Raw genomic sequence first — 14,251 nt, 5'->3', positions numbered from 1 at the left:
GCCCTCGGTCCTAGTTGACGTTGTCAGGGTGGGACCCGGTGCGGTATCCCCGGTCAAGTTCAGCGAGCGCAGTCATGTCGCGGTCCGAAAGCGCAAAGCGGAAGACGTCCAGATTTTCGCGGATCCGGGGCTCCGAGCTGGCTTTGGGGATGGCGATGTGGCCCAGCTGGACATGCCATCGCAGGATGACCTGTGCCGCCGTCACCCCGTGTTCGGCGGCGCAGGCCAGGACCACGGGGTCCGCCAGGACCTGCCCGCGCCCCAGGGGGCTCCACGCCTCCGTCAGGATACCGAGTGCAGCATGCAACTCCCGGAGCTCAGCCTGTTGGAGCCAGGGATGCAGTTCGATCTGATTGACGGCCGGCACAACCTCCGCCGTATGCAGCAGTCGGTCCAGGTGGGCGGGCTGGAAATTGCACACGCCGATGGCACGCACTTTGCCTTCGCGATACAGAGTTTCCAGGGCGCGGTAGGTTTCCGTGAAAAGCCCGCGCCGGGCGCAGGGCCAGTGGATCAGGTACATGTCTATGTAGTCCAGGCCGAGGTTCACCATGGAGGTATCGAACGCATGGAGCGTTGCGTCATAGCCCTGGTCATCGTTCCAGACCTTCGTGGTAATGAAAACGTCCTCCCGGGACAACGCGGGCGCCGCTTCCCCTGAGCCGCCACTTCCGGTTCCGCCGTCGTACCCGAAGGAGGAGCTGATCCCGCGGGCCACTCCGGTTTCATTCCCGTACATGGCTGCGGTGTCGAAATGCCGGTAACCGGCGCCCAGTGCCGTGGCCACCAGGGCGGACGCCTCCGCGACCGGAACCTTGTACAGCCCATATCCCAACTGGTCGATCAGCACGCCGTTGTTCAGGCTGAGCCGGGGAGAGGTTTTCATAGCAACGACTCTACCCATTCTGTACACAGACTCCGTCAGGTGGGGCCGTCGAAACTGACCAGGCGCCGCGCGCTTGCTTCATCAAGGATCAGGTCGGTCGCCAGCCCCGCGGTCAAGGCTCCGCGCAGGCCATTGATCTTCGACGCCCCGGACACCACGCAGATGCGGCGCCGGACCTGCTTCAGTTCCGCGAGCGCAGGGCCGGTGGACCGTTCATTGAGTACGATGCCGTCAGAAGACCCGTCACCACGGAAAAACACGGTTGCGACGTCGCCCACAACATCCGATTCTGCAAGGATCTTGAGGTCACTTTCGTCCAAATAGCCCCCTGCGTAGACGTGGCTTGGAAAGTCGGCGTCCACCGAACCCACGCCGAAGATCGCCATGCTCATCCTTGACTGGAGCTCCAGGATCCGTTGCACGCTGCGTTCATTCCACATGGCCGTCTTGGTCGCTGCGTGGTCAAAAAACGCCGGTACCGGGAACTGCTCCACCCGGGCGCCGTAGGCACTTCCGAAGCGGCGCATGATGTCGCTGGCGTACGTGATGCCCGTAGTGTGCATATTCCCCGCACCGTTGAGTTGGACGATGACGGTGTCGTGGGTGATCTTGCGGGTGAGGTGCCGGCTCACTGCGCTCAGCGTGGAGCCCCAGGCCACCCCGATGATGGCGTTGGAATCCACCAGCGGCCCGATCGTTCGTGCGGCCTGCATGGCTACGCGGTCCAGGGTTTCAGCTTCGTTCAGGGTTTCCAGGATTGGGACAACGTGCACGTCCACGTTGTACTCGTCCCGGATCATGCCCTCCAGTTCCGGGCCGGTATCCATTGGATTGCGGATCTGGATCTGGACGAGGCCGGAGTCCCGGGCCGAGGACAGGAGCCGGGAAACCGTGGAACGGGACGTGCGCAGTTCCCGGGCGATGGCGTCCATGGTGAGGTCCTGCAAGTAATACATCTGCGCGGCCCGCAGGGTGTCGGAGTGGCGTGAGGGTGACATGGGGGAATCCATTCTGCACGTTTGTGCATAGAGGTTGACTCTATTTTCCATTACTTCAAACAATAGTGGGAGACCTGCGGTTCGCCAGGCGGCAGCCGCATACACCAAACCCAAGGGAGTTGTTTTGGGAACCCATGATTTGTTCGGCCACAGCGGAGCCACGCCGTCTGCAGCCTCCGGAGCGCGTTCTTCAGTGCAGGCCCTGCGGCAGCGTCCGCGGGCAAAAGTGCTCATCGTCGGCGGCGGAATCAACGGCGTGGGCACGTTCCGCGATCTTGCCCTGCAGGGTGTCGATGTTGCCTTGGTGGAGCGCGGAGACTACTGCCAAGGTGCCAGCGGTGCCTCCTCGCACATGATCCACGGCGGCATCCGCTACCTGGAAAACGGCGAGTTTCGGCTGGTCCGGGAATCAGTGGTGGAACGAAACCGCCTGCTCCGCATCGCGCCCCACTACGTGAAGCCACTCCAAACCACGATTCCGATTTTTAGTACCTTCTCCGGGGTGCTGTCGGCCCCGTTGCGCTTCCTGACGCACAAGCAGCAGGGCAAGCCGAAGGAGCGCGGTGCGTTCCTCATCAAGGTGGGGCTCAGCCTTTACGATTCGTTCTCCCGTGACGGCGGATCCGTTCCCCGCCACCAGTTCCGGGGCCGGAAGCGTGCACTGGCCGAACTGCCGCACCTCCACCCCGGCATCAAATATGCGGCCACCTACTTTGATGCGTCCGTGCACAATCCGGAGCGCCTCACCCTGGACGTCCTCCAGGACGGGGAGAAGGCCGGGTTGGGCGTCGACGGCCCCGCTGACGCCACGGCCCGGGCCAGCAACTACCTTTCGCTGCAGTCCATGACAGCCGCCGCGGCGCCCGGCAGTACCGGCCGCACAGCGGGAAGCACCGTCCAGTTGCGGGACGAGCTCACCGGCGACGTTTTTGACTTCACCGCGGATGTCATCGTCAACACCACCGGGGCCTGGGTGGACCTGACCAACGGGGCGATGGGCGCCGGCTCCCAGTTCATGGGTGGCACCAAGGGCTCGCACATTGTCCTGGACCACCCCGGACTGCTCGAAGCATGCCGTGGCCGCGAAATCTTCTTTGAGCACACGGATGGGCGGATCGTCCTGATCTACCCGATGGGGGACAGGGTCCTGGTGGGAACCACCGACGTGGAGGCCGACATGGGCCAGGACGCGGTGTGCACCGACGGCGAGATCGACTACTTCCTTGAACTGATTAGCCACGTCTTCCCCGACATCCCGGTGAACCGCGGGCAGATCGTCTACACGTTCTCCGGTGTCCGCCCGCTCCCGCGGCACGACGCAACCCAGCCAGGATTTGTCTCAAGGGACTATCGGATCGAGCGGCGCGAAGGGGCGGCAGGCGCCGTCGTTCTTTCCCTGGTGGGTGGCAAGTGGACAACGTTCCGCGCGCTGGCCGAGCATATGGCCAACGACGTGCTCGCCGAATTGGGGATGGAACGGAAGGTTTCGACGGCGAAGCTCGCCATCGGAGGCGGGACCGGCTTTCCTGAGGACGAGGCGGGGGTCCAGAAATGGATTAAGGCCCACATGTCCGCCAGCCGCGACGCCGACCGGACCGCGGTCCTGCTGACGCGCTATGGCACCCGCGCCGAGGAAGTCATGGACTACCTCGACGGCGGCGCTGACCGGCTCCTGCACTCCACGCGCGAGCTCAGTGTCCGCGAGCTGGAATTTATGGCCGCCAATGAGCAGATCGGGCACCTCGCAGATGTGCTCATCCGCCGGACGTCCCTTGCCTTCCGCGGCCTGGTGACGGGTGAACTGCTGCACGAGGTGGCGGAGGTGCTCGCCGGTCCGCTGGGTTGGGATCCCGCCACAACGGCCGCGCAGATCCGGGCTGCCCACGACGTGCTGGAGCGTCTCCACCGAGTAGAGATCCACAGTTTGGTCGCCTAGGCAACCCGGCTGAAAGCCGGGGCACCACCGTGCCCCGGCCCTACGGTCGGTCCTGCAACCGCGATGGACCGACAACAGATATAGAGGAGTCAAAGATGTCTCTTGGAATTGTTTTCCTTTCCGAAGTCTTCGGAACTGCGATGCTCACCCTCCTGGGTTGCGGGGTGGTCGCCAACGTTGCGTTAAAGGGCACCAAAGGCTACAGCGGCGGGTTCCTGATGGTGACCTGGGGGTGGGGCATCGCCGTTTTCGCGGGTGTTTTCGTTGCTGCCAAGTCCGGCGCACACCTCAATCCCGCCGTCACCCTCGGGATCCTGGTTGAGGGCAAGCGTCCTTATGCCCCAGAGGTCCCGATTGATGTTGCTTCAACCCTGACGTACTTCGGCGGCGAAATGCTGGGGGCTTTCCTCGGCGCAGTGGTCTGCTGGGCCGCCTATAAGCAGCACCTCGACGCCGACCTCGAGACGGCCAGCAAACTGGGCGTGTTCTCCACGGGCCCGGCGATCCGCTCCACGCCGTGGAACCTCGTCACCGAGATCATCGGCAGTTTCGTGCTGGTTTTTGTGATCCTCACCCTCGGCGGAACGCCCTCGGGCCTGGGACCTCTTGCCGTCGCCCTGCTCGTGGTGGGCATCGGTGTTTCCCTCGGCGGACCCACGGGCTACGCCATCAACCCGGCCCGTGACCTGGGGCCCCGGATTGCTCACGCTTTGCTTCCCATCAAAGGAAAGGGCACCAGCGACTGGGCCTACTCGTGGATTCCCGTAGTGGGACCCCTGGCCGGTGGTGCCCTGGGCGGTATTGTCGCCAGGATAGCCCCGATCATCATTACTGCCGCCGCCTGACCGTTCAGCCAACACCCCGTATACAGACAAGGACGTCATCATGAACCAGTACGTAATCGCCATTGACCAGGGCACCACCAGCTCCCGGGCCATCGTCTTCGACCACAGCGGCAATATAGTCTCGTCGGGCCAGATGGAGCACGAACAGATCTTCCCGCAGGCCGGCTGGGTGGAGCACAACCCCGCCGAGATCTGGAACAACACCCGGGAGGTCATTGCCTCCGCGCTCTCCAAGGCGAACCTGACCCGGCACGACATTGCCGCCGTCGGCATCACCAACCAGCGCGAAACCGCCGTAGTGTGGGACAAGACCACCGGCGAGCCTGTTTATAACGCCATCGTCTGGCAGGACACCCGGACCCAAAGCATCGTTGACGAGCTCTCCCAGGACGGCGGGCCGGAACGGTTCAAGCACAAGGTGGGCCTTCCCCTGGCCACTTATTTCTCCGGCACCAAGATCAAATGGATCCTGGACAACGTGGAAGGTGCCCGGGCCAAGGCGGAAGCCGGTGAACTTATTTTCGGCAACACCGACGCCTGGGTCCTGTGGAACCTGACTGGCGGGGTCGATGGCGGCGTGCACGTCACTGACGTCACGAATGCCTCCCGCACCCTGTTTATGGACCTCGAGACCCTGAGCTGGGACGAGGAGATCCTGGGGATCTTCGGTGTCCCGCTGAGCATGATGCCGGAGATCAAATCCTCCTCCGAGGTCTACGGCACGGTCCACACGTCGCAGTTGCTGCGCGAAGTCCCCGTAGCTGGCATCCTCGGGGACCAGCAGGCGGCCACGTTCGGCCAGGCGGCCTTCCAGGCGGGCGAAGCCAAGAATACCTACGGCACTGGCTGCTTCCTCATCTTCAACACTGGGGAGGAGATCGTCCACTCCAAGAACGGACTCCTGACCACCGTCGGGTACAAGCTGGGAGATGCCGCACCGCACTACGCACTGGAAGGCTCCATCGCTGTCACCGGGTCCCTGATCCAGTGGCTGCGGGACAACCTGGGCATGATCAGCAGCGCTCCCGAGGTGGAGACGCTGGCGGCGTCAGTCAAGGACAACGGCGGCGTTTACATCGTCCCGGCGTTCTCCGGCCTCTTCGCCCCGTACTGGCGCTCCGACGCCCGCGGGGCCATTGTGGGCCTGACCCGCTTCGTCAACAAGAACCACATTGCACGGGCAGCGCTGGAAGCAACGGCGTTCCAGACCCGCGAGGTGCTGGACGCTGTCAACGCGGACTCAGGCGTTCCGCTCACGGAGCTAAAGGTCGACGGCGGCATGGTTGCCAACGATGCCCTGATGCAGTTTCAGGCGGACATCCTGGGCGTCCCGGTAATCCGGCCCGAGGTCGTGGAAACCACCGCCCTGGGCGCGGCCTACGCCGCAGGCCTCGCCGTCGGATTCTGGAAGGACCTCGGAGAGCTGTCGGCCAACTGGTCCGAGGACAAGCGCTGGGAACCGCAGCTTGACCAGGCCGAACAGGACCGCCAGCTCCGCCTGTGGCGTAAGGCCGTCACGAAGTCGATGGACTGGGTGGATGACGACGTGAGGTAGTTGTTCGGTGGTGAGCATGGCGGGCTGTGACATTCTGACCATGGGAAGTGGTGCCTCCATCACCAGTGTCATCTTCAACACCCCGCCCGAGCCGGCCTTCGCGGGCAGGGAAGCAGCGCGGGCGTGGATGGCTACAGAGCAGTATGCACAGCTGAAGGCCCTGATGCTCAGCCTGGCCTATGCGTGAGAACCCCGTTGATCTGAAAGACTCCCCACTTCGACAGTCCCCGCGTTGCCATCGACAGTAACCAGCTGCCCTGTCCGAAGGAGCTCGGTGGCGTTGCCGGTACCAACAACGGCGGGGATGCCGTACTCGCGGGCCACGAGGGAAGCGTGCGCGGCCAGGTTGCCGCCGTCCGTCACGACGGCGGCAGCCACAGCAAACAGGGGGGTCCATGCCGGCGCCGTGGCTTTGGCCACGAGGATCTCGCCCGGCAGGAACCGGGAGAATCCCTCCGGACCGTCAACCACGCGCACCCGGCCCTGCGCCCGCCCTGGACTGGCCGGATGCCCCACCAAGGCACCTGTCGGCACGTCCCTGGTGCTGCGTGCCGAGTTGGCTATACGGTCGAACATGTTGCCTACCACCGGCGGCATCTTTCCCAGTTGCAGCGGAGCTGATAGCTTCCGCTGCCGTGCCCATTCCTTGCGGCGCCGGGCTACTTCTTCGTGCTGCGGGGGCGCGTCCAGGCGCAGGGCATCGAACGTCAGGAAGTAGATGTCCGCGGGGTCGGCGATGATTCCGCTGTCCCGAAGGCGGGTGCCTATTTCGGTGGCACACTGGCGCAGCAGCGGCCAGCCAAGCGTGAAGTCCCTCGCCTGCTCCTCGCGGAGCAGGGCATAGTGCTGGGCCGCGCTGAGGAGGGTGTCAAACCTGTGCAGCTGGCGTGTCCGCTTCAGCACCGCACGGCACAACGCCTCAGCCGCCCGGCGCCGTTCAGTTGCGGGCGGTGCAGTCACGTGCTGCGGAGTGTTGATACTCGGCGTCTGGGGCGTCTGGGGCGTCTGGGGCGTCGCTGGGTGGGGGTCGGGCTGCTCGCCCGCGGTCCGGTGATACCAGTCGAGGCTGTAGACAGCGTGCGGAACGCTTGCAGGCAGGGCAGGAGCCAGGCCGCCCAGAAGTGTTTGGTATCCGGTGGCGTCCAATGCGCCCTGTGCGGCCCGGCTGGCGGGCGCACCGGCAATGTTTCGGCGCCAGAACCGCGCGAGTGCCATCTCCATCTTCCAGGCAGCACCGCCGGTGGCTGCAAAGAACCAGAGATATTCTCCTGCTTTCTGCGCCACACGCTCCACGATGTCCATCAGCTCGGGCAGGGCAGCCGTTTCCACGACACCCCTCGAGGACTCCACAAGTGCCCGGTATGAGGGCAGGCACTGGGTGCGCCATTCGTCTTCGAGCCCCCGCAGCACTGTCCTGTCCGCCCCGGCGGGGTCGAACATGGGCCGCACCACGGAGTTGAAGAAGTACGGCAGGGACCGGGGTTCGCCGCCGAACAGCAGGTGGGGGAGCGCCCTGGGGCTCGGCGGGGCGACGTAGTACCAGCCATTGACCAGCCCATGCCCCATGGGCACGGAAATGCCGGCGGACGCGAAGACGGCCTGGTTGTAGGCGGCATCGATCCGCGGTATGACCCAGTCCATGAACAGCGGAGTGACCGGCTCAGGCAGCCATTCGCCCAGGCGGAAGTTCCGCAGCCAGGTGCCCCTTCCGGGCGGGTTCCAGGAAACAGGATCGGGGAGGGCGGTCATCGGACGGGCCTGCAGAACCTGGACCTTGCCCGCTTTGTCCAGTGCCCACTCAATGTCCTGCGGGCGCCCAAAGTGCCGGGCCACCTGCGCCGCAGTGGCGGCCACCGCCGTCGCGCTTTCCTCCGAAAGAACACCGGCCGCGCCCCGGGCCAGGGCGGGCCGCCCCTCGCGCACAATCCATTCCTCGCCCGTCTCCACGCCGGAAACCAGGCCGTCGGCGAGGCCCGGAACCGCGGAGATGACGGTTTCGCTGCGGTCTCCGGTCAGCGGGTTGGCGGTCAAGGCGACGCCCGCGGTGACAGGGTCCACCATCTGTTGCACGAGAACCGCCATGCCGGACCAGGCACCTGCCGCGGCGCCGTCGTACGTGTCCGGCCCCTCGCCGGCGCCGGTCCTGATAGAGGCTTCGTAGGCCCTGACGCGGTCAGCCCTGGCCGATTCAAAGCAGCGCTCCACGGCCCCGGGCAGGCCGGCTGCGTCCACGTTGAGGTAGCTCTCATACATGCCCGCGAAGGATGCGCCGGGCAGGTCTTCCGCAGCGGCCGAGGACCTTACTGCATACGGGCCGGGGCCGGCAGCGGCTGCTGCCGCCTGAAGGCCTCCGGTCACACCTTGGGATACTCCGGCCTCAAGGGCAGTGCCCGTGACCACAAAGCCGGGCGGTACCGGGAAACCTGCTGCCGCCAAGGCCGAAAGCGCAGCAGCCTTGCTGCCGACGGCCTCCCGGGCCAGCGCGGCGGGGTGGCCGAGAGGGGGAAACAGGATGTTTTCACTCACCAGGGTCACCGGTCCCGTCCGTTGTTGCACAGCGGATTTCAGTCTATTCACGCCCGGCCGCAACGGGTAGGCAAAGGTCACCGCAGCGTCCCTTCCCGGTGCGCTAAAGTAGTTCTATGCGTGCGATCCTTCTGCTTAGCTAGCCGCCCGGTATCCGGAGTCAACCGGATCGCCGCGCGGCAGCCCCTCCATGGAGAGGGGCTTTTGTGTGTCCGGGCAGGTTTGCCGGGCCGGCAGCAGAAGGGATCAGAGAAGTTACGGCCGCACAGATGCCGTAACAGAACAGAAGAGGGCAGCAGTGAGCGTTCAGCCGGAGACAGAGACCGGAACACCAGCAGTGGCAGCTGAGGGGCCTGAGGAGGGCACCTACAGCTTCGCGGCTATGGAGGCCAAATGGCCGCAGGTATGGGAAGACCTCAAGGTCTTTACCCCAGCCGATGACGGTTCCCGCGAGCGCCGCTATGTCCTGGACATGTTTCCGTACCCATCGGGCGACCTCCACATGGGCCACGCCGAAGCGTTTGCCATGGGCGACGTCGTGGCACGGTACCTGCGCCAGCAGGGCTTCGATGTCCTGCATCCGATCGGTTGGGACTCCTTCGGCCTGCCGGCGGAGAACGCCGCCATCAAACGCAACGCCCACCCCAGCGAGTGGACCTACGCCAATATCGAAACGCAGGCCGCGTCGTTCAAGCGGTACGCGATCTCCGCGGACTGGTCACGGCGGCTGCACACTTCCGACCCGGAGTATTACCGCTGGACCCAGTGGCTGTTCAAGCGCTTCTATGAGCGTGGCCTGGCCTACCGCAAGGATTCCCCGGTCAACTGGTGCCCTAAGGACCAGACCGTCCTGGCCAACGAACAGGTGGTCAACGGGGCCTGCGAACGCTGCGGCACCGCGGTCACCAAGAAGTCCCTGAACCAGTGGTACTTCAAGATCACCGAGTACGCCGACCGGCTCCTCGATGACATGGAGGAGCTACGAGGCCACTGGCCCGAGCGCGTGCTGGCCATGCAGAAGAACTGGATCGGCCGTTCCGAAGGTGCCCACGTCACCTTTGTGATCGAGGCCGACGGCGGCAAGCCCGCCAAGGACGTCACGGTCTTCACCACCCGCCCCGACACCCTTTACGGCGCCACGTTCTTCGTGGTCGCCGCTGACGCGCCGCTCGCCGTCGAGCTGGTCACGGAAGAGCATGCCGGCGCCCTGGACGCGTACCGCGAGCAGGTCAAAGCCCTCACGGAGATCGAACGCCAGTCCACCGAACGCGAAAAAACCGGTGTCTTTACCGGCCGGTACGCCGTCAACCCGCTGAACGGCGAGAAGCTGCCCGTCTGGGCCGCAGACTACGTGCTGGCCGACTACGGTACCGGAGCCATCATGGCTGTCCCGGCCCACGACCAGCGTGACCTTGACTTCGCCAAGACCTTCGACCTGCCCGTCCGCGCCGTGCTGGACACCGGCGAGGAGGACCCGGCTGCTTCCGGTAAGGCAACTGCGGGGGAGGGCACCCTGATTAACTCAGGCGTCCTCGATGGCCTGCCAAAGGCTGAGGCCATCCCCGCCGCCATTGGCATCCTTGAAAAGCAGGGCACCGGCGAGAAGTTCGTCAACTTCCGGCTGCGTGACTGGCTGTTGAGCCGGCAGCGGTTCTGGGGCACGCCCATCCCCATCATTCACTGCCCCGCCTGCGGTGAGGTTGCGGTACCGGACGAGCAGCTGCCCGTCACCCTCCCCGCAGATCTCCGTGGCGAGGACCTTTCGCCGAAGGGGACGTCGCCGCTGGCTGCCGCCGAGGCCTGGGTCAATGTTGAATGCCCCAACTGCCACGGACCGGCGAAGCGGGACACCGACACCATGGATACGTTTGTGGATTCGTCGTGGTACTTCCTGCGGTTTGTCTCCCCGGAATACACGGACGGCCCCTTCGACCCCGCGAAGATCAACGACTGGATGCCAGTTGGCCAGTACGTCGGCGGCGTGGAGCACGCCATCCTGCACCTGCTCTACGCCCGGTTCTTCACCAAGGTCATCCACGACCTCGGCATGATCGACGCCGACGAACCGTTCAGCGCCCTGCTGAACCAGGGCCAGGTCCTCAACGGCGGCAAGGCCATGAGCAAGTCCCTCGGCAATGGCGTTGACCTTGGTGAGCAGCTGGATAAGTACGGTGTGGACGCCGTCCGGCTCACCATGATCTTCGCTTCCCCTCCGGAGGACGACGTCGACTGGGCGGATGTTTCGCCGTCGGGCTCTGCGAAGTTCCTGGCCCGCGCCTGGCGGCTGGCGCAGGACGTCACCAGCACCCCCGGCACCGACGCCGCCTCCGGCGACCGGGCGCTGCGTTCGCTGACCCACCGCACGATTGCCGACGCCGCGGCCCTGTTGGACAGCAACAAGTTCAACGTGGTGGTGGCCAAACTGATGGAGCTGGTCAACGCGACCCGCAAGACCATTGATGCGGCTGGCGGCGCCGGTGGTTCCGATCCTGCGGTGCGCGAAGCCGCGGAGGCCGTTGCCGTTATCCTCAGTCTCTTCGCGCCGTACACCGCGGAGGACATGTGGAACGTCCTGGGCCACCCTGCCTCCGTGGCGAACGCCGGCTGGCCAACCCACGACGAAGCGCTCCTGGTGCAGGAAACCGTCACCGCTGTCGTCCAGGTCCAGGGCAAGGTCCGCGACCGTCTCGAGGTCTCCCCGGAGATCAGTGAAGACGAGCTGCGTGAACTGGCCCTCGCGTCGGAAAACGTTCAGCGCGCCCTCGATGGGCGGGGTATCCGCACAGTCATCGTGCGTGCCCCTAAACTGGTGAACATCGTCCCGGCTTAGCCGGGTCACCGGCCGCCGGATCCTTCCGGCGGCCGGCAAAAAATTCCAGGAGGCGCACTTGCCCGACCGTGATTCCGCTGCCTGGCTCTGGCTCCGGGACCGTCTGGCGGCCTTCCGGCCCGTGCCCCGTCCGGGGGCAGCGGGTGCCGGCCCGGCCGACGTCGTCCGCACTGCCGTGGTCACCGATTCCGCAGCCGCGCTGCCGGCCGACTGGGTCGCAGCCTTCGCCGGCGACGGGCGCCTGACTGTGATTCCCATGCCCGTGATGGTGGGTGAGGAAATCTACGGCGAGGGCGAAGACGACATCACCGAAACCATTGCACTGGCACTCGCCAGCGGCAAATCCGTTAAGACTTCCCGTCCGTCACCCGGGCAGTTCGAACAGGCGTTCCGTGCCGCCGGACGGCGGGGCTACGAAGCCGTTGTTTCGATCCACATTTCCGGCGGTTTGTCCGGGACCGCAGATGCGGCCCGGCTCGCGGCCAGCCGGGTGGACATCCCTGTCGAAATTGTCGATTCCGGGACAGTCGGAATGGCGCTGGGCCTGGGCGTGCAGGCCGCTGTGGTCGCAGCCGCAGCGGGCGGCGACGCAGCCGCCGTGGCGGCCGTCGCACAGGAACAGCTTGGCCGGACCAAGGTGTACTTTTATGTCCCCAGTTTGGAGCAGCTCCGCCGGGGCGGCAGGATCGGGGCGGCCGCGTCCCTGGTGGGAACCATGCTGGCCATCAAACCCATCCTCGCGGTCGACGGCGGCAAGATCGTTCCGCTGGAAAAGGTCCGTTCTGCAGCCCGCGCAGTTGCCCGGTTGGAGGAGATCGCTGCCGAGGACGCAGCTTCCCGGCCGGCCGGCCGCGTCAGCCTCGCCGTCCACCACTTCGGAAATCCTGCCGAGGCTGAAGCGCTTGCCGACAGGCTGGCCGCTGCGCTGCCTCACTGCCCGCGCGCCCAGATCAGTTCGCTTCCTGCGGTGCTGGCCGCCCACGCCGGCCTGGGCGTCCTGGCTGTGATCGTGGGGGAGGGCTACTCCCCGGGGCTGGCCGACGACGTCCCCGGACTTTCCACATAGCCGCTGCCGGCGCTGTCCCGTTCCGGCGGACTTCCCTAGCGTGGGGGATATGTCACGCCGTGAAGCTGGAGCCGCCAGTCCTGGGGCGCGCCATGCCGGAAGCCGTTTGCAGGCCACACTCGGATCTTCCTCCGCCGGGCTGTTACCCGGCGGTGAGGAGGCCTTTGTCTACGGCAGCTCCGGCCAGGGGGAGTCTTCCCAGTCGGCCGAAGGCTTCGGAGGGGGAGCGTCCTCCGATCACGCGCCCGCCATCCGCGCAAGCACCCCGTCGGTCCCCGTGCGCAGGGGGCCGGTCCTGAGGTGGCGGCTTGGACTGAAATCCGCCCTGCTTGTGGGAGCTGTGGCTGTCCTGTGTGGTGCCTGGTTCTGGTGGCAGGTTTCCGCCGGCCGTCCCGAAGTGCTGCCAATCAGTGAGGCGGCGTCGTCCGGAAGCTCGGTGTCGGCCAGCCCCGACATGGAGGGTGGTCAGACCGCGGGAACAGTTGCGGAGCCTTCGCAGCCCGTGAGTGGCGGTCCTGCCGTGCTGCATGTGGCGGGAGCGGTTGCCCGGCCGGGCGTCGTGGAACTGTCGCCGGGAAGCCGCGTCAATGATGCCCTCATTGCCGCTGGCGGAGGCACCCCTGGGGCAGACCTTGACCGGCTCAACCTGGCAGCCGTCGTCGTGGACGGGCAGAAGATCTATGTGCCGCGGCAGGGTGAACCCCTCCCGGCCGACTCCGCAGGTGCCGTTTCGGGAGAGGAGGGCGGCTCGGCTGCCGGCGGTGCTGCGTCACGTTCCGTGGGGGGCAAGACCAATCTCAACTCCGCTGGTCTTGAAGAGCTGGGGACCCTGCCCAAAGTAGGCCCCGTGCTGGCCCAGCGGATAGTGGATTGGCGTAAGGAGCACGGCCCGTTCACGTCAGTCGAGGAGCTCGATGCGGTGGACGGCGTGGGACCGAAAATGCTCGAAACGCTGCTTCCTTTGGTGAGCGTGGAGTGATGTGTCCGGCAGGAGCAGGCCGCCGTGGGTAGCCCCAGCCGGTGGAACCGGTTTGTGGAGTCGGCAGTCCGGACGCCTGATGCTGTCGAATCCACCGCACACCGCACCCGGCCGGCAGAGGAACCCTTCAGGACCGGCACGAAAGTGCAGGGGAGTCCTATACAGGAAAAGGTCCGCCGGGCGGTTGCGGAGAACGTCCGTGGGAAGCCCAAGACTCCGGCTGTAGACGGGCCGAGGCGGCGCACGGACGTCCGTCTTGCTCCGGCTGCCCTGCTGGTTTGGGGTGCCGCCATCGCAGGTGTCTGGCTGACGCCGGACGCCCTTCTGGTCCTCAGCTGTGGACTACTGGTTCTCGCGGGCCTTCTCCTTGGCAAGGCCGTGCGGAGTGCCGTTCCCCGCAGCTTCCTGATCACTGCCGCCCTTGCCGTGCTCCTGGCTGTGTCCACCGCCGCGCATTCGGCGGTCTCGTCCTCGCAGCGCAACCACGGTCCCTTCGCCGATGCCGTGCGGGACGGCGAATCTGTGGTGGCCGTCCTGGAGGTCACGGGACCGCCTCGAGCCGTTTCGCCCGTGGGCCGTACCGGCCGCGGCGGTTGAAGTCACCACCGGTGGCCAGCTGCTTCGGGCCAA

11 protein-coding genes are annotated in these 14,251 nt (G+C 65.8%); 8 read left to right on the top strand and 3 right to left on the bottom strand.

Translation table 11 applies throughout. From position 1 onward, the window contains the following. Positions 1 to 10: 10 nt before the first annotated feature. Positions 11 to 886, bottom strand: coding sequence for an aldo/keto reductase (locus tag V9L18_RS18285; RefSeq protein WP_337348576.1), 876 nt, complete (start codon positions 884 to 886; stop codon positions 11 to 13). A 35-nt stretch (positions 887 to 921) separates the two neighbouring features. Continuing rightward, positions 922 to 1,884 carry a sugar-binding transcriptional regulator gene (locus tag V9L18_RS18280; RefSeq protein ID WP_337348575.1) on the bottom strand — a complete coding sequence of 321 codons (963 nt, stop codon included), beginning with the start codon at positions 1,882 to 1,884 and terminating at the stop codon, positions 922 to 924. Positions 1,885 to 2,008: 124 nt separating this feature from the next. Here V9L18_RS18280 and V9L18_RS18275 point away from each other — a divergent pair, with 124 nt between their 5' ends. From V9L18_RS18275 to V9L18_RS18260, 4 genes are all read left to right on the top strand, one after another. Beyond that, complete coding sequence (locus V9L18_RS18275) at positions 2,009 to 3,820, top strand: glycerol-3-phosphate dehydrogenase/oxidase (protein ID WP_443197972.1); 1,812 nt, start codon at positions 2,009 to 2,011, stop codon at positions 3,818 to 3,820. Between the two features lie 95 nt (positions 3,821 to 3,915). Beyond that, positions 3,916 to 4,665, top strand: a complete 750-nt coding sequence (locus tag V9L18_RS18270) for an MIP/aquaporin family protein (protein WP_337348574.1) — start codon at positions 3,916 to 3,918, stop codon at positions 4,663 to 4,665. 40 nt (positions 4,666 to 4,705) lie between these two features. After that, positions 4,706 to 6,220, top strand: coding sequence for a glycerol kinase GlpK (gene glpK, locus V9L18_RS18265; RefSeq protein WP_337348573.1), 1,515 nt, complete (start codon positions 4,706 to 4,708; stop codon positions 6,218 to 6,220). Between the two features lie 40 nt (positions 6,221 to 6,260). Beyond that, positions 6,261 to 6,407, top strand: a complete 147-nt coding sequence (locus V9L18_RS18260; RefSeq protein ID WP_337348572.1) for a hypothetical protein — start codon at positions 6,261 to 6,263, stop codon at positions 6,405 to 6,407. Here the strand turns inward: V9L18_RS18260 and V9L18_RS18255 are convergent. Further along, positions 6,398 to 8,746 (bottom strand): PEP/pyruvate-binding domain-containing protein, encoded by a 2,349-nt coding sequence (locus V9L18_RS18255; protein ID WP_337348571.1) that lies wholly within the window; start codon positions 8,744 to 8,746, stop codon positions 6,398 to 6,400. The genes V9L18_RS18260 and V9L18_RS18255 overlap by 10 nt on opposite strands. 298 nt (positions 8,747 to 9,044) lie before the next feature. Between V9L18_RS18255 and leuS the strand changes: the two genes are divergently transcribed. The 4 genes from leuS to V9L18_RS18235 are packed head-to-tail and all read left to right on the top strand — an operon-like array spanning position 9,045 to position 14,218. Continuing rightward, positions 9,045 to 11,576: a leucine--tRNA ligase gene (leuS, locus tag V9L18_RS18250; RefSeq protein ID WP_337348570.1), complete on the top strand. Its 2,532-nt coding sequence runs from the start codon at positions 9,045 to 9,047 to the stop codon at positions 11,574 to 11,576. A 58-nt stretch (positions 11,577 to 11,634) separates the two neighbouring features. After that, positions 11,635 to 12,642 carry a DegV family protein gene (locus V9L18_RS18245; RefSeq protein WP_337348569.1) on the top strand — a complete coding sequence of 336 codons (1,008 nt, stop codon included), beginning with the start codon at positions 11,635 to 11,637 and terminating at the stop codon, positions 12,640 to 12,642. Positions 12,643 to 12,691: 49 nt separating this feature from the next. Then, a complete protein-coding gene (locus tag V9L18_RS18240) occupies positions 12,692 to 13,621 on the top strand; it encodes a ComEA family DNA-binding protein (RefSeq protein ID WP_337348568.1) in 930 nt (309 codons plus the stop codon). 24 nt (positions 13,622 to 13,645) lie between these two features. Then, positions 13,646 to 14,218 (top strand): hypothetical protein, encoded by a 573-nt coding sequence (locus tag V9L18_RS18235; RefSeq protein WP_337348567.1) that lies wholly within the window; start codon positions 13,646 to 13,648, stop codon positions 14,216 to 14,218. Positions 14,219 to 14,251 lie beyond the last annotated feature (33 nt).

It is taken from the genome of Pseudarthrobacter sp. CCNWLW217 (assembly GCF_037203985.1).
In the GTDB taxonomy this organism is placed as follows: Bacteria; Actinomycetota; Actinomycetes; order Actinomycetales; family Micrococcaceae; genus Arthrobacter.
This window is presented reverse-complemented; position numbering and strand designations above follow the sequence as displayed.